Origin of the sequence: Pseudomonas extremorientalis (genome assembly GCF_024584605.1) — a bacterium.
Classification (GTDB): domain Bacteria; phylum Pseudomonadota; class Gammaproteobacteria; order Pseudomonadales; family Pseudomonadaceae; genus Aquipseudomonas; species Aquipseudomonas extremorientalis.
Genome location: NZ_CP089519.1, coordinates 3,496,661 through 3,520,353, shown reverse-complemented (window position 1 = coordinate 3,520,353; position 23,693 = coordinate 3,496,661). Strand labels below are relative to the sequence as shown.

The following is a 23,693-nucleotide window of genomic DNA, read 5'->3' as shown; positions in this document are numbered from 1 at the left end:
ATCAATAACAAGCCCAAGCGGAGTACCACAGATGGCGTTTTTCACCGCAGCCAGCAAGGCCGACTTCCAGCATCAACTGCAAGCGGCACTGGCGCAGCACATCAGTGAACAGGCACTGCCACAAGTGGCGCTGTTCGCTGAACAATTCTTCGGCATCATTTCCCTGGACGAACTGACCCAGCGTCGCCTTTCCGACCTGGCCGGTTGCACCCTCTCTGCGTGGCGCCTGCTTGAGCGCTTTGACCACACCCAACCGCAAGTGCGGGTCTACAACCCCGATTACGAACGTCATGGCTGGCAGTCGACCCACACCGCGGTCGAAGTGCTGCACCATGACCTGCCCTTCCTGGTGGACTCGGTCCGCACCGAGCTGAACCGCCGTGGCTACAGCATCCACACCCTGCAGACCACCGTGCTCAGCGTACGCCGTGGCGCCAAGGGCGAGTTGCTGGAAATCCTGCCCAAAGGCACCCAGGGCGAAGGCATCCAGCAAGAATCGCTGATGTACCTGGAAATCGATCGTTGCGCCAACGCCGCCGAACTGAACGTGCTGAGCAAAGAGCTTGAGCAGGTGCTGGGCGAAGTGCGCGTGGCCGTGGCCGATTTCGAATCGATGAAAGCCAAGGTCCAGGACCTGCTGGCCGGTATCGACGCAAGCCAGTTCGCTATCGACGGCGAAGAAAAAGCCGAGATCAAAAACTTCCTGGAATGGCTGGTGGGCAACCACTTCACCTTCCTCGGCTATGAAGAGTTCGTGGTACGTGACGAGGCGGACGGCGGTCATATCGAATATGACGCCGTTTCCTTCCTCGGTCTGACCAAGCTGCTGCGCGCCGGCCTCACCGCCGACGATCTGCGCATCGAAGATTACGCCGTGGCCTACCTGCGTGAGCCAACCGTGCTGTCCTTCGCCAAGGCCGCGCACCCGAGCCGCGTGCACCGCCCGGCCTACCCGGACTACGTGTCGATCCGTGAGATCGACGCCGACGGCAAGGTCATCAAGGAACACCGCTTCATGGGCTTGTACACCTCCTCGGTGTATGGCGAAAGCGTACGGGTCATTCCATACATCCGCCGCAAGGTCGCGGAAATCGAACGCCGCTCGGGCTTCCAGCCCAAGGCGCACCTGGGCAAGGAACTGGCCCAGGTCGTTGAAGTGCTGCCCCGTGACGACCTGTTCCAGACCCCGGTCGACGAGTTGTTCAGCACTGTGATGTCGATCGTGCAGATCCAGGAGCGCAACAAGATTCGCGTGTTCCTGCGCAAAGACCCGTACGGTCGTTTCTGCTACTGCCTGGCCTACGTGCCACGCGACATCTATTCCACCGAAGTGCGCCAGAAGATCCAGCAAGTATTGATGGATCGCCTGAAGGCCTCGGACTGCGAGTTCTGGACCTTCTTCTCCGAATCCGTGCTGGCCCGTGTGCAGCTGATTCTGCGGGTTGACCCGAAGAACCGCCTGGATATCGACCCGCTGCAACTGGAAAAGGAAGTGGTGCAGGCCTGCCGCAGCTGGCAGGACGACTACTCCAGCCTGGTGGTGGAAAGCTTTGGCGAAGCCCACGGCACCAATGTGCTGGCGGACTTCCCGAAAGGCTTCCCGGCCGGTTACCGCGAGCGCTTTGCCGCGCACTCGGCGGTGGTCGACATGCAGCACTTGCTCAGCCTCACCGAAGCCAACCCGCTGGTGATGAGCTTCTATCAGCCGCTGGGCCAGGTCTCCGGCCAACGCGAGCTGCATTGCAAGCTGTACCACGCCGACACCCCGCTGGCGCTGTCCGACGTGCTGCCGATCCTGGAAAACCTCGGCCTGCGCGTGCTGGGTGAGTTCCCGTACCGTCTGCGTCATGCCAATGGCCGTGAGTTCTGGATCCATGATTTCGCGTTCATCGCCGCCGAAGGTGTGAACCTGGATATCCAGCAACTCAACGACACCCTGCAGGACGCGTTCGTGCACATCGTGCATGGCGACGCCGAGAACGATGCGTTCAACCGCCTGGTGCTCACCGCTGGCCTGCCATGGCGCGACGTCGCGCTGCTGCGTGCCTACGCCCGTTACCTCAAGCAGATCCGCCTGGGCTTCGACCTCGGTTACATCGCCAGCACCCTGAACAACCACACCGACATCGCCCGCGAGTTGACCCGGTTGTTCAAGACCCGCTTCTACCTGGCGCGCAAGCTCACCGCCGACGACCTGGAAGACAAGCAGCAACGCCTGGAGCAAGCGATCCTCACCGCCCTGGACGATGTCCAGGTGCTCAACGAAGACCGCATCCTGCGTCGCTACCTGGACCTGATCAAGGCGACCCTGCGCACCAACTTCTACCAGACCGACGCCAACGGCCAGAACAAGTCGTACTTCAGCTTCAAGTTCAACCCGCACGCGATCCCTGAACTGCCCAAGCCTGTGCCGAAGTTTGAAATCTTTGTGTACTCGCCACGCGTCGAAGGCGTGCACCTGCGTTTCGGCAACGTCGCACGTGGTGGCCTGCGCTGGTCCGACCGTGAAGAAGACTTCCGTACTGAAGTGCTTGGCCTGGTAAAAGCCCAGCAAGTCAAGAACTCGGTGATCGTGCCGGTGGGTGCGAAGGGCGGCTTCCTGCCGCGTCGCCTGCCTCTGGGCGGCAGCCGTGACGAGATCGCGGCCGAGGGCATCGCCTGCTACCGCATCTTCATTTCCGGCCTGCTGGACATTACCGATAACCTCAAGGACGGCGCCCTGGTGCCCCCGGCCAACGTCGTGCGCCATGACGACGATGACCCGTACCTGGTGGTGGCGGCGGACAAGGGCACTGCGACCTTCTCCGACATCGCCAACGGCATCGCCATCGACTACGGTTTCTGGCTGGGTGACGCGTTCGCCTCCGGTGGTTCCGCCGGTTACGACCACAAGAAAATGGGCATCACCGCCAAGGGCGCGTGGGTCGGTGTGCAGCGTCACTTCCGTGAGCGCGGCATCAACGTGCAGGAAGACAGTATCACCGTGGTGGGCGTCGGCGACATGGCCGGTGACGTGTTCGGCAACGGCCTGTTGATGTCCGACAAGCTGCAACTGGTCGCGGCCTTCAACCACCTGCATATCTTCATCGACCCGAACCCGAACCCGGCCACCAGCTTCGTCGAGCGCAAGCGCCTGTTCGAGCTGCCGCGTTCGGCCTGGACCGACTACGACACCAGCATCATGTCCGAAGGCGGCGGTATCTTCTCGCGCAGCGCGAAGAGCATTGCCATCTCGCCACAGATGAAAGAACGCTTCGACATCTCGGCCGACAAGCTGACGCCGACCGAACTGCTGAATGCCTTGCTCAAGGCGCCGGTAGACCTGTTGTGGAACGGCGGTATTGGCACTTACGTCAAGGCCAGCAGCGAAAGCCACGCCGATGTGGGCGACAAGGCCAACGACGCCCTGCGCGTCAACGGCAACGAGCTGCGCTGCAAGGTGGTGGGCGAGGGCGGTAACCTCGGCATGACCCAGCTGGGTCGTGTGGAATTCGGCCTCAATGGCGGCGGTTCCAACACCGACTTCATCGACAACGCCGGTGGCGTGGACTGCTCCGACCACGAAGTGAACATCAAGATCCTGCTCAACGAAGTGGTGCAGGCCGGTGACATGACCGACAAGCAACGCAACCAGTTGCTGGCGAGCATGACCGACGAAGTCGGCAACCTGGTGTTGGGCAACAACTACAAGCAGACCCAGGCCCTGTCCCTGGCAGCGCGCCGTGCCTACGAGCGTGCTGCCGAGTACAAGCGCCTGATGAGCGACCTGGAAGGCCGTGGCAAGCTGGACCGCGCCATCGAGTACCTGCCGACCGAGGAGCAGCTGACCGAGCGCGCCGCGAACGGCAAGGGCCTGACCCGTCCGGAGCTGTCGGTGTTGATCTCGTACAGCAAGATCGACCTCAAGGAAGCGCTGCTCAAGTCGCTGGTACCGGATGACGAGTACCTGACCCGCGACATGGAGACCGCGTTCCCGCCGAGCCTGGTGGCCAAGTTCGGTGAGGCCATGCGTCGCCACCGCCTCAAGCGCGAGATCGTCAGCACCCAGATCGCCAACGACCTGGTCAACCACATGGGCATCACCTTCGTGCAGCGACTCAAAGAGTCGACCGGCATGAGCCCGGCGAACGTGGCCGGCGCCTATGTGATCGTGCGTGACATCTTCCACCTCCCGCACTGGTTCCGCCAAATAGAAGCCCTGGACCACCAGGTCTCCGCCGATGTGCAATTGCAGTTGATGGACGAGCTGATGCGCCTGGGCCGTCGCGCCACGCGCTGGTTCCTGCGCAGTCGTCGCAACGAGCAGGACGCAGGCCGAGACACCGCGCACTTCGGACCGCACCTGGCCGCGTTGGGCCTCAAGCTCGACGAACTGCTGGAAGGGCCGACCCGCGAAGGCTGGCAGAAGCGCTACCAGGCCTACACCGAAGCCGGTGTGCCGGAGCTGCTGGCGCGCATGGTTGCAGGTACGACCCACCTGTACACCTTGCTGCCGATCATCGAAGCCGCTGACGTGACCGGGCATGACGCCGCCGAAGTGGCCAAGGCCTACTTCGCCGTTGGCAGCGCTTTGGACTTGCCATGGTACCTGCAGCAGATCAGCGATCTGCCGGTGGGCAACAACTGGCAGGCTGCGGCCCGCGAAGCGTTCCGCGACGATGTGGACTGGCAGCAACGCGCGATCACCATCTCCGTCCTGCAAATGGCCGACGCGCCACAAGACATGGAAGCCCGCGTGGCCCTGTGGCTTGAGCAGCACAAGGACATGGCCGAGCGTTGGGTGGCGATGATGGTGGAAATCCGTGCGGCGGTCGGCACGGACTACGCCATGTACGCGGTGGCCAACCGTGAGTTGCTGGACCTGGCGTTGAGTGGTCAGTCGGTGCTTTAAACGGCTGATCCGTCGTAGAAAACAAAAATCCCCGCATGCAATGATGCGGGGATTTTTTATGGGGCCTTCAATGTCGCTGATGTTCCGGGATCAATGCGGTGCGCCCACGATGATGAAGGGGGCGATGGATTTGAATACGTGTTCTATCCGTTCGTGCAGGCTGACGCGGATTGCTTCGCTGGCCGAATACTGTTGCGGCGTCATTTGATGCCAAATAGCATCCATGTCATGTTGCAGGTTTTCAGCCGCGAGGGGGTTGGTCAGTTTTGGCAGAACCATGCCCAGCACTGCATAGGCCTTGGCGAAATCCCTTTCAAGTCCGTACGTCCGCGGTGCCACGGTGTGTCGCTGTACGGCAAGGGACAACCCTTGGTTGATATGCGGCATGCCTGCCAGTGCATACCCATATTCCACCAACGCATCGAGTTGACCCAATAAAGCGAGCTGGACCAGTCGTTGTTGTTTTTCCAGAATGTCTGCGGTGGACGTAGGGGAGAAAACACGCTCAGCCAGCGCCGGCACGCTACCGCCGTCGGCCGCTTTCTGCCGAAGCTCTTCGATCAGTGCGTGACGTTCCACGGCGTTGGGGACCAGTTGCGGAGTATCGTGATAGGCCTCGGCGAGCTCGAATTGCGCTGAAGAATCGTTGAGGGCAACGGCTTTTTTCAACCAATTCACATCCTTGTCGAGTTTAAACAGGAAGCTCATGGCCTGAGTATCTCCGGCCTCCGCCTTGGGGGTGAGTATTTCAGCGGCTTTGCGCAGGGATTGGGTATCGCCCAAACGCATCAGTGCCGGGACGTAGTCTTGAGCCGCCGCCAGCCTCAGCCATTGGCGAGTTTCTTGCGAGGCAATGCGAAAACCACCATCCCGGCGGGTAACGCAGGTTGCCATTGCGTACTGGGCTTGAGCCTTGCCTTGGGCGGCGGCAATCGTCAGGCATAGCTCGGCTTTGTCATAGCTCTCAAGCGCGAGCAGTTCAAAGCCGATCTTTGTCGCGATCTCATTCAGTTGTCCCAGTGATCCATTGATTGTTTCACCCAGTAGGCTTTTCTGCGCATTCAGCTGTGTGAGCAGCGCGAACAGCGCAGGCATGGTTTGAGTATCTACATACATGATGATGACCTGTGATTAGGCACTTTAGTTGTGCAGACACAGGGTATGGAGCAGGTCGGTATCCGGGCGGTACATACCTAGGGGGTGAGGGGCGTGGTCATTGATTCAGTTGTCTTTCCAGGTGATTCAGGTGCAGGGTCATCAGGTTGACGGCGCGGGTGACGTCCTGCTGTTCAATGGCGTCGGCAATTGCCCCATGCTCCTGCCATGCGCAGTAGGTACAGGCTTGCGCTTCATAGCGAGCGATTGCGAGTGACGTCAGCGGCACCAGGCTGTTGAGGAACTGTGCAAGCGGCTCGTTACCGGCGATCTTTGCCAGTTGCAGGTGAAACTCCCCGGATAACCGAATCGCCGGCCCACGCTGGTCGCGCTCAATGCATTCGCGCTCCCTGGTGATCAAGTCGCGCAACTGGCGTATTTTCGCGGGAGTGGCTTGGGCGCAGGCCAATTGCACCACCGTGATTTCCGTCAGTCGCCGCGCTTCCAGAATTTCCCGGGTCTGTTGTGCGTCCGGTGCTGCCACCTGGGCACGCTGGTTGGGGCGCAGGATGATTACTTGCTGATGGGACAGCTTGGCCAGGACCCGGCGGATCACACTGCGACTCACACCAAAGGTCTCGCCCAGGCCTTCTTCGGTAAAACGGCTGGCCGGGGCAATACGCTGTTCGAGGATGGCGTCGAACAAGCGCGGATAGATGTCATCCACTGAGGGCTTTTTACCGGCGACCAGGCGCAGGGTCGGGAGGATAGGGTCGTAGTGCAAGGCGTGGGCGGTCATGGCCTGTCTCCAAAAAATCAGCTGCCCAGATGGTCGTCCGGGATGTTCAAGCGAATACCCATGCGCAGGCCTTCCTGAAGGATGTGCCGCCGCATCTCGGCACTGGCCAGGGCGCTGTTCTTGTTGCGGATGGCGCGTACTACGGCTTCGTTTTCCTGCAGGCGTTCGGCCAGGTGTTCGGGCGAGTTGCGCAGTACCTGGGCGCTTTGCTTGAGGGCATTGCTGGTCTGTTGCACCACGTTCTGGAAGATCGGGTTGGAGGTAAGGGCGAACAGCTCTTCGTGAAAGCCGATGTAGGCGTTCATGCCGGCTTCGGCGTCGCCCGCGTCGAGGGCTTCGCGCATGTCCATCAAGGTCAGGCGCAGTTGGCCGACTTCCTTGCTGCTGATGGACTGCGCTACCAGGCCGACAATGAAGGGTTCGAGGGTGTAGCGCAGTTGCAGGATGTCTTCCAGGCTGGCGTCGGCTACCGCGTCGCTGGATTGCGGTTCGCTGACGCTGGTTTCCAGCACCACCACGCCTTTGCCAGGCATGGAGCGCACCAGGCCGAGGGTCTCCAGCACGATCACCGCTTCACGCAGGCTGGGGCGGCTGATGCCCATCTGTTCGGCCAGTTCGCGTTGGCCGGGGAGCATTTCACCCCGGCGCCACTGTCCACGTGCCAAGGCGGCGCGGAGTTTTTCTACGACTGAATTGACGACGGTTGAGGTGCTGATCACGTCGTGCGTCTCCCTGTTCTTGCAAATAGATGTGTGGGAGGGGGCTGCCCCCTCCCACATTTCAGAACTCTTGATGCGCCGGTAATACCGGCTTCTTGGCCTGGAAGGCATAGCCTTGCTGACCGTCCAGCACCTTGTTGGCGCGCTGGATATCGATGTCTTTTTCCCAGCGAGCAATGGCCACGGTCGCCACGCAGTTGCCGATCAGGTTAGTCAATGCACGGCCGATGCCCATGAACCAATCCACCGCCAGCACCAGCACCAGGCCCACCACCGGAATCGCCGGGATCGCGGTGAGGGTCGCCGCCAGGATCACCAGCGCCGACCCCGGAATGCCGTGGGCGCCCTTGGAGGTGATCAACGACACCAGCAGGATCGTCAGCAGGTCGGTCATCGACAGGGGGGTACCAGTGGCGTTGGCGATAAACACAATGGCCAGGGTCAGGTAGATCGAGAACCCATCGAGGTTGAACGAATACCCCGTTGGAATCACCAGGCCCACGGTGGAACTGCCAATGCCCAGGTGCTCTAGCTTGCGCATGATCTGTGGCAATACGGCGTCAGAGGAAGCGGTGCCCATCACGATCAGCAGTTCTTCACGCAGGTACTTGAGCAGCGGCAACATGCGCAGGCCCGACAGGCGCATCACCATGCCGAGGATCAGTGCGACAAAGGCAAGACACGTCAGGTAGAACAGGCCCACCAGGCTGCCCAGGTGTTGCAGGGAGTCCAGGCCATAGGTGCTGGTGGTGAAGGCGATCGCGCCGAACACACCGATCGGCGCCAGGCGCACGATCATGCCCATGATGCGGAAAATGATGTGGCTCAGTTCGTTGATCAGTCGCGAGATGCCCGACGCCGCTTCGCCCACCAGGTTCAGCGCGCTGCCGAACAGCACCGAAAACAGCAGCACTTGCAGCACGTTGTTGTCGGCAAAGGCACCGATGACCGAGTTGGGAATCAGGTCCATCAGGAACTGACTGGTGCCGCGGATGTGCTGGCCCTTGTCGGCCAGTTCATTCAAACCAGCGGAGGACAATTGTTCCAGGTGGATATTGGCGCCTTGGCCGATGCCGGTGCTGAAGGCCATGACCAGGCCGATCACCAGCGCAACGGTGGTGAGGATCTCGAAGTAGATCACTGACTTGAGGCCGATGCGTCCGACTTTCTTCAAGTCGCCGGCGCCGGAAATGCCGCTGACCACCACGCAGAACACGATCAGCCCGATCAGCATTTTGATCAGCTTGATAAAGCCGTCACCCAGGGGTTTGAGTTGCGAGGAGAATTCGGGAAGGGCCAGGCCGCAGGCGATGCCGAGCATCAGGCCAATCACGACTTGCAGGAAAATCGAACGCGAGCACCATCTGAGCATGGGAGGGATCTCTATTCGGTGCCCTGGTGGTTCCAGGGCTTAATTTTTGTGGTCTTACCGGTAAGTCCAGTGCGGGGCCAGTCTACGCCCGGTATTTTTGAAATCACAAGCAATTATTTGGCGGTTTACAGGTCCCGGTCTGACCAGTTGGTCGGTAACGGCGATGCTTGAGCGGTTGGCAGGGCGGAATTTTTTTCGCTTATCATCCGCTGCTCGGCACATGAGGTGATGGATGGACACACCAGGACTGACCACTGACGAAACCGGGCAGACCCACTGCACCTGGCGCACGGCGGCGCCGGAGTACCCGCGTTACCACGACGCCGAATGGGGCGTGCCGGTGGCGGACGATATCCAGTTGTACGAGAAGATCTGCCTCGAAGGCTTTCAGGCGGGCATGGCCTGGATCACCATCCTGCGCAAGCGCGAGCAGTTCCGGGTGGCCTTCGAAGGCTTTGATTTTCGGCGGGTGGCGCAGTACGGCGAAGCGGATGTCGCGCGGTTGATGCAGGACCCGGGCATTGTGCGCAATCGGGCCAAGATCGTGTCCACGATCAACAATGCGCGCCGGGCGTGTGAGCTGGTGGACGAGACCGGTTCGCTGGCGCGCTGGTTGTGGGCGTTCGAACCCGATGAGGATGAACGGCCGGCGGTGGTGGACATGGCTTACTGGACGGGCAATCCCACGTCGCCGGCCTCGGTGCGATTGTCCAAGGCCTTGAAAAAGCGCGGCTGGACGTTCGTGGGGCCGACCACGATGTATGCGTTGATGCAGGCGATGGGCATGGTCAATGATCACCTGGAAGGCTGTGCTTGTCGCGAGCGGATCGAATGCCTGCGCCGCCAGTTCAAACGCCCCTGAGTCACTGACCGATACAAATCAGAAGGTGGGTTACTTGGGCAGAGGGGTAAGCACCTCGGCCTTGTCATCCAGCACCATCACCACCAGCAACCTGGCCGGCTTGGTCTGGCTGGCATTGCTCGATTCAAAGTGGCGGGAACCCGCTGGCTCGTAGAACGACTCGCCGACCTTGTAGGTTTTCGCGGGCTCGTCATTCACCCGTGAAGTGATCGCGCCTTCCAGCACATAGGCGACGGCGGTGCCGGTGTGGCTGTGGGGCACGGTGGCCTGCCCGGGGGCGTAATCGACGGTGAGCATGAGGGTTTTCTTGCCCGGGACATTAGCCAGCGCATGCTCCTGCAGGACCTTGATCGACTCCTGGTTGTACACCGGTTCGTGAGCCACGGCGCTGAGCGAGGCGAGCATCAGGGCGGCGGCGAGCAGTCGTTTCATGATGAGGTTTCCGAGTAGTTCGAGACCTCTTCACCCTACGCCGTGGGGCCTGAGTGACCAATGACCAATCCGGCGGAAAATCCGCTAGCCAATCTGCTGGAGAATATCGCGGACCGTATCCAGCGCCGGGTCGATGTCCAGGGCCTCGATGGCACCGAAGCCGATGATCAGGCCAGGACGTACCGGCGCATCGTGGAAGAACACATCCAGGGGATACAAGCCCACTCCTGCCTGGCGCGCCAGCTCCATCAGCAGCGGCATGTCCACCGGCACCTTGCACAGCGCCGCCATGTGGAACCCGGCCACGGTCGGCACCGCTTCGAACCACGGCGACAGATCCCCCGCCAGGCGCTGCAGGATCCGCTCGCGGCGCCCGGCGTAGACCGTGTGGCAGCGGCGGATGTGCTTGAGCAGGTAGCCCTCGCTGATGAACTTGGCCAACGCCCACTGGGGCAGGGTGGAGCTGTGCTGGTCGGTCAATTGCTTGGCCTTGAGCACCGCGCCGTAGATCGCCGGCGGCAGCACCGCGTAGCCCAGGCGCAACTCGGGCAGCAGGGTTTTCGAGAAGGTGCCCACATAGGTCACCACACCAAGGGTGTCCAGGCTTTGCAGCGAGTCGGTGGGCCGCCCCTCATAGCGGAATTCGCTGTCGTAATCGTCCTCGATAATGATCGCGCCCAGCTCGAACGCCCGCGCCAGCAAGGCATCACGACGCGCCAGGCTCATGGGCATGCCCAGGGGGAACTGGTGGGAGGGCGTCACATAGATCAGCCGTGTGCCGTCGGGAATCAGGTCGACCCGGATGCCCTGTTCATCCACCGGCACGCTGGCGACCTGGGCGCCCACCGCCATGAACATCTGGCGGGCGGGGCTGTAGCCGGGGTCTTCCATCGCCACAACGCTGCCCGGTTCCAGTACCACGCGGGCAATCAGGTCCAGCGCCTGTTGCGCGCCGTTGGTGACCACGATGTCGCTGTCGCGGCAGTTGACGCCACGGGAGAACGCGATGTGCCCGGCGATTGCGCTGCGCAGCGCCGGCAAGCCTTCGGGTTGGCTGTAGAATCCACTGTTCCGGGCAATGCGCCGCAGCGCGTCCTGGGTGCAGCGGCGCCATTCATCCAGGGGGAACTGGTGGCGGCTGGTCGCACCGCCGATAAATTCGTAGCGCAAGGTGCTGTCGCGGGTGGGATGATGCATGGGCGAGGGCAGTGCCTGCCATTTCGCCAGGTTGGCGGCGCAGGCCAGGTCGGTGGCGGTTTGCACGCGATTCGTCTGTGGTGCCCACGCATTGACGAAGGTGCCACGGCCAATCTTGCCCACCAGCAGGCCTTCATAGGTCAACGTGGCGTAGGTGTCGGACACGGTCTTGCGCGATACGCCCAATTGCTCGGCCAGCAGGCGGCTGGGTGGCAATTGCGCGCCCGCCGCGAGTCGGCCGGTGGCGATGGCTTCACGCAACTGCTGATAAAGCTGGGCAGCCAGGTCCTTGCGCCCGTTGATGACGATGTGGAGTTCCATGTTTCATCCTGGGACAGTTCGATCTGCGCCAAGGTTACGCGCAAATCGATCTGTAGAAACCCAGGCGTACTCAGGACAGGAAACCGCCGTCCACATTCAGCGATACGCCGGTGGTGTAGCTGGACGCGTCACTGGCCAGGAACAGCACCGCACCGGCCATCTCGCTCGGGTCGGCCACACGCTTGAGCGGGATCTGCGCCAGGGCCATTTTCAGGATGGAATCGTTCTTCACCAGCGCCGAGGCGAACTTGGTGTCGGTCAGGCCCGGCAGCAGGGCGTTGCAGCGAATGCCGAACGCCGCGCATTCCTTGGCGAACACCTTGGTCATGTTGATCACGGCGGCCTTGGTCACCGAGTAGATGCCCTGGAACACACCCGGCGAGATCCCGTTGATCGAGGCGACGTTGATGATGCTGCCGCCGCCGTTCTCGCGCATCAGTTTGCCGGCTTCCACGGACATGAAGAAGTAGCCGCGGATGTTCACGTCCACGGTCTTCTGGAACGCACCGAGGTCGGTGTCCAGCACGTTGCAGAATTGCGGGTTGGTCGCGGCATTGTTGACCAGGATATCCAGGCGGCCGAACTGCTCGCGGATACCGGCGAACACCTGGGTGATCTGCTCCATTTCACCGATATGGCAAGCGATGGCCGTGGCTTTGCCACCGTCGGCGATGATCGCATCGGCGACGTGCTGGCAGCCTTCCAGCTTGCGGCTGGAGACGATCACGTGGGCGCCTTGCTGGGCCAGCAACTTGGCGATGGCCTCGCCGATGCCACGGCTGGCGCCGGAAACGAATGCGATCTTGCCATCGAGGTCGAACAGGTGGGTCTTGGACATAGCGGTTCCTTAAAGGGACGATTTGCCGATGACGTTCAGGCTCATCTGCTCGAGCAGCTTGTTCATGTGAATGAACTGCGCAAAGCGTTTGTCCTGGGTCTGGCCATGGAAGAAGCGGTAGTAGATCTGCTGCACGATGCCGGCCAGGCGGAACAGGCCGTAGGTGTAGTAGAAGTCGAAATTGTCGATCTGGATGCCGGAGCGTTCAGCGTAGTAGTCGACGAATTCACGGCGCGTGAGCATGCCGGGGGCGTTGCTCGGCTGGCGGCGCATCAACTGCACCGGCGCCGGGTCCGCCGCTTCGATCCAGTAGGCGAGGGTGTTGCCCAGGTCCATCAGCGGGTCGCCGAGGGTGGTGAGTTCCCAGTCCAGCACGCCGATGATCTGCATCGGGTTGTGCGGGTCGAGGATCACGTTATCGAAGCGGTAGTCGTTGTGCACGATGCTGGACGTGGGGTGATCGGCCGGCATCTTGTCCTCGAGCCAGGCGCGTACGGCTTCCCAGCTTGGTGCGTCGGGGGTCAGGGCCTTTTCGTAGCGGTCGCTCCAGCCGCGGATCTGGCGCGCCACGTAGCCGTCGGGCTTGCCCAGGTCGGCCAGGCCGCAGGCGTGGTAGTCCACCTGGTGCAGTTCCACGAACTTGTCGATGAAGCTTTTGCACAAAGCCTCGGTCCTGGTTGCATCCAGGCCCAGTTCGGGCGGCAGGTCGGAGCGCAGGATGATGCCGTTGACGCGCTCCATCACATAGAACTCGGCACCGATCACCGACTCGTCAGTGCAATGCACATAGGCCTTGGGGCAATAGGGGAAACCGTCCTTGAGCTGGTTGAGAATGCGGTATTCGCGGCCCATGTCATGGGCGGACTTGGCCTTGTGGCCAAAGGGTGGGCGACGCAGCACGAATTCCTGGCCGGGGTATTCCAACAGGTAGGTCAGGTTCGACGCGCCACCGGGAAACTGGCTGATCCTGGGCGTGCCGTCCAGGCCCGGGATATGGGCCTTGAGGTAGGGATCGATCAGGCTGGCATCAAGCTCTTCGCCTGGGCGAATCTGGGTCGATTGGTCGTTCAGCGCCATGCTTATCCCTTCTGCTTATTCTAAAGGCCTCGGACTATTTCCTAATCTAATGCGCACAGCCGCCCAGCGACAAGGTCGGGGCGGCTTAATAGGTTAGCGTGTTGGAGGATGATCAGCGTGCCTGATCGGTCATTTCGTAGGCGGGGGCAGGGCGACCGGAGTGAGCACCGGGCGGCTGGCAAAGTACTCCACCAGGTTGTCGGCCACGCGCTGCACGGTGTCATGGGCCGCTTCCGGCGACAGCCCGGCCACGTGGGAGGTGAGCACGGTATTGCCGAGTTTCTTGAGCGCGTCGGGCACCTTGGGCTCATCGTCGAACACATCCAGCGCCGCGCCACCGATGCGACGCTGCTCCAGGGCGGCGACCAGGTCGGCGGTGACCACCACGCTGCCACGACCGATATTGACCAGGTAGCCATTCGGCCCCAGGGCATCCAGGGCATGGCGGTCGATCAGGTGGCGGGTGCTGGCACCGCCCGGCGTGGCCAGGATCAGGAAGTCCGAGGTGCGCGCCAGTTCAACGGCGGTGGCGCAGTAGGTGTAGTCCACATCGTCACGGGGCTGGCGGTTGTGATAGCTCACTTGCATGCCGAACCCCAGGGCGGCGCGCTTGGCGATCTCCATACCTACGGCGCCCAACCCGAGAATGCCCAATTGTTTGCCGCCCAGGGACGGGCGCATCACTTTGGGCCATTCGCTGCGGCGCACCGCGGCGTCGGTCTGCGGGATTCCGCGCACCAGCGCCAGCAGCAACGCCATGGCATGATCGGCCACCGACGGCGCATTCACCCCGGCGCCATTGGTGACCACGATCCCGCGGTTGCTGGCGGCCTGCAGGTCGACGTGCTCGTAGCCGGCGCCGATCACGCAGATGATTTCCAGCAGGGGCAGGGCGGCGATTTCCTCGGCGTACAAGCCCAGCGGACCACGGGTCAGCACCGCCTTGATCTGGCTGCCGTGGGCCTTGATGGCTTCGGCGCGTTCGGCGGGTGTCGGCGCCAGGATCACATGAAAGTCATTGCCCTCGATGATGGGCAGGTATTCGTTGATGGTTTCAACCAGGACCAGAACAGTGGCGGTCATCGGAAGGCTCTTCCTGAAGGGTTTGAGGGGAGGAGTATGCGGTATTTGTGCGGTCAGAAGCGGGTCTCGACTGCGCTTGCCCGCCGCCGGAAGCGGTCGTGGTGGTATGGGTGAGGACGAGCCGGAAAAAGTTCATGGCCTGGTCATGCCGGGACGGGGGAAGGGCTGTCAACGGGTAGGAGGGCATTTCTTGCAGCCTTCAGGAACTCGTCCGATAGGCTATTGCCCCGTGTCGCACGTGCCAAGGTCACTGCGCCCACCATCATTGCGTACTGGGCCAGCATGGCTTGACGGTTACCGCCCTCGAGTTGGGCGAAGATCTCCAGGGACTTTTCAACGCCTTCTATAAAGGTGCGCTGCAAAGCGGTATCGGCCGGTTCATGGCACATGTCCGGGGCGAAAGCCGAGACCGGGCAGCCGTCGCCGGGGTTGTCGCGGTGGGTGGCGGTCAGGTAGGGCCCCAGCACCGCCTGGCGCGCGGCCTGTTGATCGTCGCTGTGCTCGATTTTGGCCTGCCAGCCCAGGTTGGCGTGCTCGAATGCCTGTTGGCAGGCTTCGGTGGCCAGGGCTTCCTTGGAGGCGAAGTGCCCGTAGAACCCGCCGTGGGTCAGGCCGGCAGCAGCCATCACGTCTGATAGGCTGATACCGTGCAGTCCGCGCTCACGAAACAGGTGCGTGGCGGCCTCGACGATGATTTCGCGGTTGAGATCGGCTTGTTTGCGGGAGACGCGAGGCATGGCGGGGCTCTCTGGATAAGCGGCGGGCGTTGTGTGAAAACTACAGTAACAGCCGTGATTCTAAAATAGATTGGTGTGGGAATGTATATTCTGCCTTCAGCCACAGGCCCCGAAAACCGCCGTCTACAGCCGCCCCTACGGGCTTGCACCGCACCACCGTTCCTCAGCTAAGTCTTTGCTTATTCACAAGAATCCCGGACAATCCGGCCCCTTCTATGGTCGGGGCGCTGCCTGTCAGGTTTTTCTGACTCGTCCCGGCCGTGTAAATGCGGAGATCCGACCGGATGAATGATCAGGCCAATAGCGTCGACGAACGCTATGCAACGACACCTGCAACCCTCACAAGCTGGAGCCGCCAGGACACCACCTGGATGCTTGGCCTGTTCGGTACCGCCATTGGCGCCGGTACGCTGTTCTTGCCGATCAACGCAGGCCTGGGCGGCTTCTGGCCCCTGGTGATCCTGGCGCTGCTGGCGTTCCCGATGACCTTCTTCGCCCACCGTGGCCTGACCCGCTTCGTGCTGTCCGGCCGTGAAGGTTCCGACATCACCGACGTGGTGGAAGAACACTTCGGCATCAAGGCCGGTGCGCTGATCACCTTGCTGTACTTCTTCGCCATCTTCCCGATCCTGCTGATCTACAGCGTGGCGTTGACCAACACGGTCGGCAGCTTCATGGAACACCAACTGCACATTGCGCCACCGCCCCGGGCGATCCTGTCGTTCGTGCTGATCCTCGGCCTGCTGGCCGTGGTGCGTTGCGGCGAGCAAGTGATCGTCAAGGCCATGAGCCTGATGGTGTATCCGTTTATCGTCGCGTTGCTGTTCCTGGCGGTGTACCTGATTCCGCACTGGAACGGCGGCATCCTCAGCACCGCCAGCGTCATCCCCGCACCGTCCGCACTGCTCAACACGTTGTGGCTGGCGATCCCGGTAATGGTGTTCTCGTTCAACCATTCGCCGATCATCTCGGCCTTCGCGGTGGACCAGAAGCGCCAGTACGGCGCCCACGCCGATGAACGCAGCTCGCAGATCCTGTCCCGCGCGCACCTGTTGATGGTGGTGATGGTGCTGTTCTTCGTATTCAGCTGCGTGCTGACCCTGTCGCCGGCGCAACTGGCCGAAGCGAAGGCGCAGAACCTGTCGATCCTGTCGTACCTGGCCAACCACTTCAATAACCCGACCATCGAGTTCGCAGCGCCGTTGATTGCGTTCGTGGCGATTGCCAAGTCGTTCCTGGGCCATTACATCGGTGCGAGTGAAGGCCTCAAGGGGCTGGTGCTGAAGACCGGTCGTCGCCCTGAGGCCAAGCGCCTGGACCGCATGACGGCGGCGTTCATGCTGGTGGTGTGCTGGATCGTGGCGACGTTGAACCCGAGCATCCTCGGCATGATCGAGGCGCTGGGCGGTCCGATCATTGCTTCGATTCTGTTCCTGATGCCGATGTATGCCATTCGCAAGGTGCCGGCCATGGCCAAGTACCGGGGGCAGGCGTCCAATGTGTTCGTCACGGCGGTTGGCCTGGTGGCGATTACTGCGGTGGTCTATTCGTTCTTCGCTTAAACCTGACGCGGTAAAAATGTGGGAGGGGGCTTGCCCCCGATCGCGGTGTCTCAGTGCCGGATTTATTGGCTGACCCACTGCTATCGGGGGCAAGCCCCCTCCCACATTTGTACTGCATTCCAGGCATAAAAAACGCCGCGTACCTCACGATACGCGGCGTTTTTTCACATCAACACCTTAGGCTTGAATCACCGGGATGTTGGCGCTTGCTGCGATCTTGCGGAACTCGGCGATCTGGTCGAAGTTCAGGTAGCGGTAGACGTCACTGGCCATGGTGTCCAGTTTCGCTGCGTAGCCCATGTACTCTTCGACGGTCGGCAGGCGACCCAGGGTAGAAGCTACCGCTGCCAGCTCGGCCGAAGCCAGGTAGACGTTGGCGCCGTCACCCAGACGGTTCGGGAAGTTACGGGTCGACGTCGACACCACGGTCGAATTCGGCTCAACACGTGCCTGGTTACCCATGCACAGCGAGCAGCCCGGCATTTCCATGCGCGCGCCAGCCTTGCCGTAGATGCCGTAGTAGCCTTCTTCGGTCAGTTGGTGAGCGTCCATCTTGGTCGGCGGCGACAGCCACAGACGGGTTGGCAGCTGACCCTTGACCTGCTCCAGCAGCTTGCCGGCCGCGCGGAAGTGACCGATGTTGGTCATGCACGAACCGATGAACACTTCGTCGATCTTCTCGCCGGCAACGCTCGACAGCAGGCGGGCATCGTCCGGGTCGTTCGGTGCGCAGAGGATCGGCTCGTTGATGTCGGCCAGGTCGATCTCGATGATTTCGGCGTATTCCGCGTCGGCATCGGCTTCCATCAGCTCAGGGTTCTTGACCCAGGCTTCCATCGCTTGGGCGCGACGTTCCAGGGTGCGTGCATCGCCGTAGCCTTCACCGATCATCCAGCGCAGCAGGGTGATGTTGGAGTTCAGGTATTCGGTGATCGACTCTTTCGACAGCTTGATGGTGCAACCGGCAGCCGAACGTTCAGCCGAGGCGTCGGACAGCTCGAAAGCCTGTTCCAGCGTCAGGTCGTTCAGGCCTTCGATTTCCAGGATGCGGCCGGAGAAGGCGTTCTTCTTGCCTTTCTTCTCTACAGTCAGCAGACCCGACTGGATCGCGTAGTAAGGAATGGCATGAACCAGGTCACGCAGGGTGATGCCAGGCTTCATCTTGCCTTTGAAGCGCACCAGGATCGATTCCGGCATGTCCAGTGGCATCACGCCAGTGGCTGCGGCGAACGCAACCAGACCGGAACCGGCCGGGAACGAGATGCCCATCGGGAAACGGGTGTGGGAGTCACCACCGGTACCCACGGTGTCCGGCAGCAGCATGCGGTTCAGCCAGCTGTGGATGATGCCGTCGCCTGGACGCAGCGATACACCGCCACGGGTCATGATGAAGTCAGGCAGGGTGTGGTGGGTGGTCACGTCGATCGGCTTTGGATAGGCCGCGGTGTGGCAGAACGACTGCATTACCAGGTCGGTCGAGAAGCCCAGGCACGCCAGGTCTTTCAGTTCGTCACGGGTCATCGGACCGGTGGTGTCCTGGGAACCCACGGTGGTCATCTTCGGTTCGCAGTAGGTGCCAGGACGAACGCCTTTGCCTTCTGGCAGGCCGCACGCCTTGCCGACCATTTTCTGCGCCAGGGTGAAGCCTTTGCCGGTGTCGACAGGCGCTTCAGGCAGCTTGAACAGGTCGGTTGGGCCCAGGCCCAGCTCGGCACGGGCCTTGTCGGTCAGGCCGCGACCGATGATCAGCGGGATACGACCACCGGCGCGGACTTCGTCCAACAGCACCGGAGTCTTCATTTCGAAGGTGGTGATGACTTCGTCGGTGCCGTGTTTGCAGACCTTGCCAGCATGCGGGTACAGGTCGATCACGTCGCCCATGTTGATGTTGGAAACGTCGAATTCGATGGGCAGTGCGCCGGCATCTTCCATGGTGTTGTAGAAGATCGGGGCGATCTTGCTGCCGAAGCAGAAGCCGCCAGCGCGCTTGTTCGGCACGTACGGAACGTCGTCGCCGAAGAACCACAGTACGGAGTTGGTCGCGGATTTACGCGAGGAACCGGTACCGACCACGTCACCGACGTAGGCGATCGGGAAGCCCTGGCCGCGCATTTCTTCGATCTGCTTCATCGGGCCGGTCTTGCCTTGCTCGTCCGGCACAATGCCTTCACGGGCCATTTTCAGCATGGCCAGGGCGTGCAGTGGGATGTCGGGACGGGACCAGGCATCCGGCGCAGGGGACAGGTCGTCGGTGTTGGTTTCGCCGGTCACCTTGAATACGCGCAGGCTGATCTTGTCGGCCAGGGTAGGGCGGTTGCGGAACCACTCGCCGTCAGCCCAGGACTGGATAACGGCTTTGGCGTGTTCGTTGCCGTTACGGGCTTTTTCGGCCACGTCGTGGAACGCATCGAACATCAGCAGGGTGTGCTTGAGTTGGGCGGCGGCGACGGGAGCCAGTGTGGCGTCGTCCAGCAGCTCGACCAGGGTCACGATGTTGTAGCCGCCTTGCATGGTGCCAAGCAGTTCAACGGCGCGTTTCTTGTCGATCAGGGGGGAAGTGGCTTCGCCCTTGGCCAGGGCAGACAGGAAACCGGCCTTGACGTAGGCAGCTTCGTCAACGCCTGGTGGAATGCGGTTGGTAATCAGGTCAACGAGGAATTCTTCTTCGCCAGCCGGGGGATTTTTCAGCAGCTCGACCAGGCCTGCGGTTTGTTCGGCGTTAAGCGGCTGGGGAACAATACCCAGGGCTGCGCGCTCTTCGATATGTTTGCGGTAGGCTTCAAGCACAGTTATTACCCTCATCAGTGGTCCCACGGGACGCTCATCCAGAAATGAACGGCACGCATGCGCTCGGGGGCTTTTTGGGCCGCAAAGCCAGCGCTGCCGGCATTCCTCACAGAAGCTGCTTTCAAAGTTTTACGCCTGCAGAACGGAGCTGATGAGGGTTGGCGAGGGCTTTGACCTACCGAGTCAGGGCCCGCGCCAACACCGTTCTGAAGGAACGACTGTGCTCGTGACGCTTTGAAAACAGCTTCCAGCGGATTATTGGCGCCTTACAAGGCCGGATGATTCTACGGCAAAAAATTTCTAAAGGTAAGTTGCCTGACCAAGTTTGCTGGGTGATCACGCTTAGACAAAGGGCTAACATGGCGCATTGTTTTGCTGATCTGCGTGTCGTTACCCATGTCCAACCAAACCATCAAGACCCCCTGCGTCGGCCTGTGCTCCACGGTTTACGGCGATGTGGTGTGCCGTGGCTGCAAGCGCTTCCACCACGAAGTGATCCAGTGGAATGGCTATAACGAGGAAGAAAAACGCGCGGTCTGGCTGCGATTGGAGCAGCTGTTGGTGCAGGTGATGGCCGGCAAACTGGAGGTGTTCGACCCCAAGACCCTGCGCGGCCAGCTGGAACAGCGCAAGATCCGCTTCGTGCCGCACCAGTCCGAGTACTGCTGGGCCTACCAGTTGATCGCCCGGGGCGCGCGGGTGATTTCCAACCTGGAGGCGTATGGGATGGTGCTATTACCGGAATTTCGCGATTGGCCGTTGCCGGACCTGCGCGACGCGATTGACCGTGAGTTCTTTATCCTGTCCGAGGCGCATTACCAGCGCTATATCGCGCCCGGCTTTCTGCGTGATGTGTTTTCCAACTGACAACGGATAACCCCTGTGGGAGGGGGCTTGCCCCCGATGGCGGTGTGTCAGCCCGGGATGTATCAACTGACACACCCTCATCGGGGGCAAGCCCCCTCCCACATTTTTTATCTTCATTGTTTGAAAGGTCGGCATCAGGCCTTGGTGGCCTGCTCCAACAGACGGTCCATCACTTCGTCAGGTTTCAGCACCAGCACATCACTCTCCAGGGCATCCAGCACCACCTCTGCGGTGTTACCGATCAACGCCCCGGAAAGACCTGTGCGCCCCACGGTGCCGAGGATGGTAACCGCCGCCGGCAATTGGTGGGCAAGGTAGGGGATCACTACATCGGCAGGGCCTTCTTCAATATGCAGGTGCTTGTCATCCACATCGAACTCAGCCTGGAACGTCCTGCATTGCTCGCGATACCGCGCCTCGATGGTTTCCTTGAGTTGGAATGTTGGGTCCGCCGCCGACAGCATCGGTGACGGATGTGCGCTGATCACATGCAACTGCGCCTTGGCCAGGTTGGCGATATCAAAGCCATGGTCAATGATCGAGTTGTGCAGCGAACGGTGTTCGCCATCGGTATTGCCTACGTCGATCGCCGCCAGGATCTTTCCGCCCATCCAGGGTGTAGACGTCTTGACCAGCAATACCGCGCTCGGGCAATAGCGCAGCAGCTTCCAGTCCGCCGGCGTCAGCAGGGCTTTTTTCAGTGGGCTGTCCGGGAAATGCTGCTTGATCACCAGCCCGCAGCCTTCGGCCTGCTGCACGTCGATAATGGTTTCATGCAGGCTGGTATTCCATGCCTGCTCGGTGCTGACGCGGTAGCCGTCTTCCTGCAGGCCCGCCTTGAGTAGCGCCAGCAGCGCCGAGTGCTCATGCTTCTTGTCGCAGACCAGCAAGTGCAGGTGCGCGTCGGTGACCCCGGCGATCAACTTGGCGCGCTTGAGGGCCAGGCTTTCCGAGTGCTCGGGCTCGATGATCACCAGAATGCTGCGGATGGCTTGCATGATCGGGATCTCCATAAAAAAGGGCGGGGCCTGGAACAACTATAGTTGCTGGCGCGCGCACGTCATGTTGATGCACATCAAGGCCGGTGGCTGGTGGTCTGCGGCGGGGTCGGTATAATCGCCGGCCTTTTGTGATCCTTTTGCCCGTGAGCCCGATGAACCTGCCAGAAATCCACGAATTCCTCGGTTGCCGCACCCCTGATGCCTGGGTCCAGGCCGCGCTGGCCGATCAGGAAACCCTGCTGATCGACCACAAGAACTGCGAATTCAAAGCCGCCAGCACCGCCCTGAGCCTGATCGCCAAGTACTACAGCCATGTCGACCTGATCAACATGATGTCGCGCCTGGCCCGCGAGGAGTTGGTGCATCACGAGCAGGTCATGCGCCTGATGAAAAAGCGCAAGATCGAGCTGCGCCAGCTGCATGCCGGGCGTTACGCCTCGGGCTTGCGCAAAGTGGTGCGCAGCCATGAACCGGTGAAACTGGTGGACACCCTGGTGGTCGGTGCTTTTATCGAAGCGCGCAGTTGCGAGCGTTTCGAAGCCCTGGTGCCGCATTTGGACGAAGAACTCGGCAAGTTCTATTTCGGGCTGCTGAAGAGCGAGGCGCGGCACTTCCAGGGTTACCTGAAGCTGGCGTACCAGTACGGCGACGCCAAGGACATCGCCCAGGTGATCGAGCGGGTCAGGGCGACCGAGCAGGACCTGATCGAGTCACCCGACATCGAGTTCCGCTTTCACAGTGGCGTGCCAGCCTGAGGCCACGGCCACACCGAGCAATGCGGCGATCCCGGCCAACAGCAGGATCACCGCCTGCGTCCCCAGCGGCGCCGCCAGCAACGCCACCGCAAGGCCCGCCAAGGGTTGCGGCAGGTTGTTGAGCAGGGTGATCACGCCCACGGTCTTGCCGAAGTCCTGCGCGGGGATCACCCGCTGGCGGGTGCTGCGCAGGTAGACGTTGAACATCTTGTCGAAGCCGGTCACCAGCAGGAAACCCACGGCATACAGCCATACGCCGGGGCTTGCGGCCATGATCAACGCCCCCACCCCGATCATCGAATACGACAAGCCACCCAGCACTTTCAACGGCAGGCCGGCCCGTGCCAGATAAAACAGAATGCCGATGGTCACCAGTGCACCCGCTGCCTGCAGCAGGGCATAGGCGTCCTTGTCTGCTGCAAAGTGGCCGGTGACCATCGCCGCCGATGTGGCCAGGGTGACGCCAATGATCAGGTTCACCCCCACGGCCAGGGTGATGATCCGTTTCAAGTCCGGCAGGCTGCGGATATGCCCGAACGCAATCTTCAGGGGTTGTAGCCAGATATCCTGATGCTGTTCGAAGGTTTCCAGGTGCGCCGTGCTGGAGCGTTGCCACGCGCGCATCGCCAGGTCGGCCAGTACAAACAATCCGGCCACTCCCAGCACCACCCAATGCCAGGCCCAGACTTCCAGCATCAGCGCCGCCACCAGCGGCCCCAGCACCAGCCCGCTCTGGTCGGCGATCTGCGAGTAGGAGAGGGTCTTGGCGTAGCTGTAGTGCGCGAAGATGTGCGGCATCAGCACTTCCCGCGCCATGATGCCCTGGGTCGTCAGCACCCCGCACAACGCCGAGAGCAGGACAATCCAGTAGAGGCCATCGAACACCCCATGCAAGACCACCGCGAGCACACACGCCAGCGCCCGGTAAACCTGGCTGATCTGCAGCAGGCGCACTGGCGCGAACTTGTCGCACAAGGCGCCACACACTGGGAACGCCAGGTAACGCGGTAGCGACTCGACGAAGAATGCCAGTCCGGCCCAGGCTACACTCTGCGTGGTCTGGAATACGATCAGGGGCACGATGAACAGCAGGATCTGGTCCGCCAACCGCGAGAGGAACAGCGAAACAAAGAACGCCAGGTAATCCTTGCGCATACAGCTCCCTGTGGCTGGCGTTAAAGAGTGGGGGGTATTTGTTAAAAACTCTTAAAAGCATGAAGCTTCGTCGGCAACGGCTGGCCAGTTGCTTAAGTTGGGCAGCTTGCCACTTATAATGCCCGCTCTTCAATCTGCGTCTG

At 61.4% G+C, this 23,693-nt stretch carries 18 protein-coding genes; 5 read left to right on the top strand and 13 right to left on the bottom strand.

The window, feature by feature from the left end:
• Positions 1-31: 31 nt before the first annotated feature.
• On the top strand, positions 32-4,891 hold the full coding sequence (locus LUU92_RS15595; protein ID WP_257102246.1) for an NAD-glutamate dehydrogenase: 4,860 nt from the start codon (positions 32-34) through the stop codon (positions 4,889-4,891).
• 90 nt (positions 4,892-4,981) lie between these two features.
• Here LUU92_RS15595 and LUU92_RS15590 read toward each other — a convergent pair whose 3' ends face one another.
• The 4 genes from LUU92_RS15590 to LUU92_RS15575 all read right to left on the bottom strand — a co-directional run bounded on the left by LUU92_RS15590 (position 4,982) and on the right by LUU92_RS15575 (position 8,891).
• Complete coding sequence (locus tag LUU92_RS15590) at positions 4,982-6,007, bottom strand: SEL1-like repeat protein (protein WP_222539575.1); 1,026 nt, start codon at positions 6,005-6,007, stop codon at positions 4,982-4,984.
• A 97-nt stretch (positions 6,008-6,104) separates the two neighbouring features.
• Positions 6,105-6,785: a GntR family transcriptional regulator gene (locus LUU92_RS15585; RefSeq protein WP_071487945.1), complete on the bottom strand. Its 681-nt coding sequence runs from the start codon at positions 6,783-6,785 to the stop codon at positions 6,105-6,107.
• Between the two features lie 17 nt (positions 6,786-6,802).
• Entirely contained in the window at positions 6,803-7,504 is a 702-nt protein-coding gene (locus LUU92_RS15580) for a FadR/GntR family transcriptional regulator (RefSeq protein ID WP_012724653.1), read from the bottom strand.
• A 61-nt stretch (positions 7,505-7,565) separates the two neighbouring features.
• Positions 7,566-8,891, bottom strand: coding sequence for a C4-dicarboxylate transporter DctA (locus LUU92_RS15575; protein ID WP_172963357.1), 1,326 nt, complete (start codon positions 8,889-8,891; stop codon positions 7,566-7,568).
• A gap of 217 nt (positions 8,892-9,108) precedes the next feature.
• Here LUU92_RS15575 and LUU92_RS15570 point away from each other — a divergent pair, with 217 nt between their 5' ends.
• The gene (locus tag LUU92_RS15570; protein ID WP_257102245.1) at positions 9,109-9,738 is read left to right on the top strand and encodes a DNA-3-methyladenine glycosylase I; all 630 of its coding nucleotides are present in this window, start codon (positions 9,109-9,111) and stop codon (positions 9,736-9,738) included.
• 30 nt (positions 9,739-9,768) lie between these two features.
• Here LUU92_RS15570 and LUU92_RS15565 read toward each other — a convergent pair whose 3' ends face one another.
• The 6 genes from LUU92_RS15565 to LUU92_RS15540 form a co-directional block, all read right to left on the bottom strand.
• Positions 9,769-10,170 carry a cupin domain-containing protein gene (locus LUU92_RS15565; protein WP_257102244.1) on the bottom strand — a complete coding sequence of 134 codons (402 nt, stop codon included), beginning with the start codon at positions 10,168-10,170 and terminating at the stop codon, positions 9,769-9,771.
• Between the two features lie 84 nt (positions 10,171-10,254).
• On the bottom strand, positions 10,255-11,688 hold the full coding sequence (gene pdxR, locus LUU92_RS15560; protein ID WP_257102243.1) for a MocR-like pyridoxine biosynthesis transcription factor PdxR: 1,434 nt from the start codon (positions 11,686-11,688) through the stop codon (positions 10,255-10,257).
• Between the two features lie 70 nt (positions 11,689-11,758).
• Complete coding sequence (locus LUU92_RS15555) at positions 11,759-12,526, bottom strand: SDR family oxidoreductase (RefSeq protein WP_071487940.1); 768 nt, start codon at positions 12,524-12,526, stop codon at positions 11,759-11,761.
• A gap of 9 nt (positions 12,527-12,535) precedes the next feature.
• Positions 12,536-13,603 (bottom strand): phosphotransferase family protein, encoded by a 1,068-nt coding sequence (locus LUU92_RS15550; protein WP_257102242.1) that lies wholly within the window; start codon positions 13,601-13,603, stop codon positions 12,536-12,538.
• Positions 13,604-13,732: 129 nt separating this feature from the next.
• Positions 13,733-14,686: a 2-hydroxyacid dehydrogenase gene (locus LUU92_RS15545; protein WP_257102241.1), complete on the bottom strand. Its 954-nt coding sequence runs from the start codon at positions 14,684-14,686 to the stop codon at positions 13,733-13,735.
• Positions 14,687-14,829: 143 nt separating this feature from the next.
• Positions 14,830-15,423 carry a TetR/AcrR family transcriptional regulator gene (locus tag LUU92_RS15540; RefSeq protein WP_257102240.1) on the bottom strand — a complete coding sequence of 198 codons (594 nt, stop codon included), beginning with the start codon at positions 15,421-15,423 and terminating at the stop codon, positions 14,830-14,832.
• Positions 15,424-15,707: 284 nt separating this feature from the next.
• Here LUU92_RS15540 and LUU92_RS15535 point away from each other — a divergent pair, with 284 nt between their 5' ends.
• Positions 15,708-16,985 carry a serine/threonine transporter gene (locus tag LUU92_RS15535; RefSeq protein WP_071487936.1) on the top strand — a complete coding sequence of 426 codons (1,278 nt, stop codon included), beginning with the start codon at positions 15,708-15,710 and terminating at the stop codon, positions 16,983-16,985.
• Between the two features lie 177 nt (positions 16,986-17,162).
• On the opposite strand, the gene acnB is transcribed toward LUU92_RS15535, so the two are convergent.
• The gene (gene acnB, locus LUU92_RS15530; RefSeq protein ID WP_071487935.1) at positions 17,163-19,772 is read right to left on the bottom strand and encodes a bifunctional aconitate hydratase 2/2-methylisocitrate dehydratase; all 2,610 of its coding nucleotides are present in this window, start codon (positions 19,770-19,772) and stop codon (positions 17,163-17,165) included.
• 396 nt (positions 19,773-20,168) lie between these two features.
• Here acnB and LUU92_RS15525 point away from each other — a divergent pair, with 396 nt between their 5' ends.
• Positions 20,169-20,639 carry a DUF1289 domain-containing protein gene (locus LUU92_RS15525; protein ID WP_071487934.1) on the top strand — a complete coding sequence of 157 codons (471 nt, stop codon included), beginning with the start codon at positions 20,169-20,171 and terminating at the stop codon, positions 20,637-20,639.
• Positions 20,640-20,773: 134 nt separating this feature from the next.
• Here LUU92_RS15525 and uspL read toward each other — a convergent pair whose 3' ends face one another.
• On the bottom strand, positions 20,774-21,637 hold the full coding sequence (gene uspL / locus LUU92_RS15520; RefSeq protein WP_257102239.1) for a universal stress protein UspL: 864 nt from the start codon (positions 21,635-21,637) through the stop codon (positions 20,774-20,776).
• Positions 21,638-21,792: 155 nt separating this feature from the next.
• Between uspL and LUU92_RS15515 the strand changes: the two genes are divergently transcribed.
• Entirely contained in the window at positions 21,793-22,395 is a 603-nt protein-coding gene (locus tag LUU92_RS15515; protein ID WP_071487932.1) for a MiaE family protein, read from the top strand.
• Here LUU92_RS15515 and LUU92_RS15510 read toward each other — a convergent pair.
• Positions 22,351-23,550, bottom strand: a complete 1,200-nt coding sequence (locus LUU92_RS15510; protein WP_071487931.1) for an MFS transporter — start codon at positions 23,548-23,550, stop codon at positions 22,351-22,353. The two genes, LUU92_RS15515 and LUU92_RS15510, sit on opposite strands and share 45 nt — an antisense overlap.
• Positions 23,551-23,693: the final 143 nt, after the last annotated feature.

Coding starts and splice junctions, on each gene's coding strand:
- LUU92_RS15595 (WP_257102246.1), top strand. CDS start 32: ATGGCGTTTTTCACCGCAGCCAGCAAGGCCGACTTCCAGCATCAACTG.
- LUU92_RS15590 (WP_222539575.1), bottom strand. CDS start 6,007: ATGTATGTAGATACTCAAACCATGCCTGCGCTGTTCGCGCTGCTCACA.
- LUU92_RS15585 (WP_071487945.1), bottom strand. CDS start 6,785: ATGACCGCCCACGCCTTGCACTACGACCCTATCCTCCCGACCCTGCGC.
- LUU92_RS15570 (WP_257102245.1), top strand. CDS start 9,109: ATGGACACACCAGGACTGACCACTGACGAAACCGGGCAGACCCACTGC.
- LUU92_RS15565 (WP_257102244.1), bottom strand. CDS start 10,170: ATGAAACGACTGCTCGCCGCCGCCCTGATGCTCGCCTCGCTCAGCGCC.
- pdxR (WP_257102243.1), bottom strand. CDS start 11,688: ATGGAACTCCACATCGTCATCAACGGGCGCAAGGACCTGGCTGCCCAG.
- LUU92_RS15555 (WP_071487940.1), bottom strand. CDS start 12,526: ATGTCCAAGACCCACCTGTTCGACCTCGATGGCAAGATCGCATTCGTT.
- LUU92_RS15550 (WP_257102242.1), bottom strand. CDS start 13,603: ATGGCGCTGAACGACCAATCGACCCAGATTCGCCCAGGCGAAGAGCTT.
- LUU92_RS15545 (WP_257102241.1), bottom strand. CDS start 14,686: ATGACCGCCACTGTTCTGGTCCTGGTTGAAACCATCAACGAATACCTG.
- LUU92_RS15540 (WP_257102240.1), bottom strand. CDS start 15,423: ATGCCTCGCGTCTCCCGCAAACAAGCCGATCTCAACCGCGAAATCATC.
- LUU92_RS15535 (WP_071487936.1), top strand. CDS start 15,708: ATGAATGATCAGGCCAATAGCGTCGACGAACGCTATGCAACGACACCT.
- LUU92_RS15525 (WP_071487934.1), top strand. CDS start 20,169: ATGTCCAACCAAACCATCAAGACCCCCTGCGTCGGCCTGTGCTCCACG.
- uspL (WP_257102239.1), bottom strand. CDS start 21,637: ATGCAAGCCATCCGCAGCATTCTGGTGATCATCGAGCCCGAGCACTCG.
- LUU92_RS15515 (WP_071487932.1), top strand. CDS start 21,793: ATGAACCTGCCAGAAATCCACGAATTCCTCGGTTGCCGCACCCCTGAT.
- LUU92_RS15510 (WP_071487931.1), bottom strand. CDS start 23,550: ATGCGCAAGGATTACCTGGCGTTCTTTGTTTCGCTGTTCCTCTCGCGG.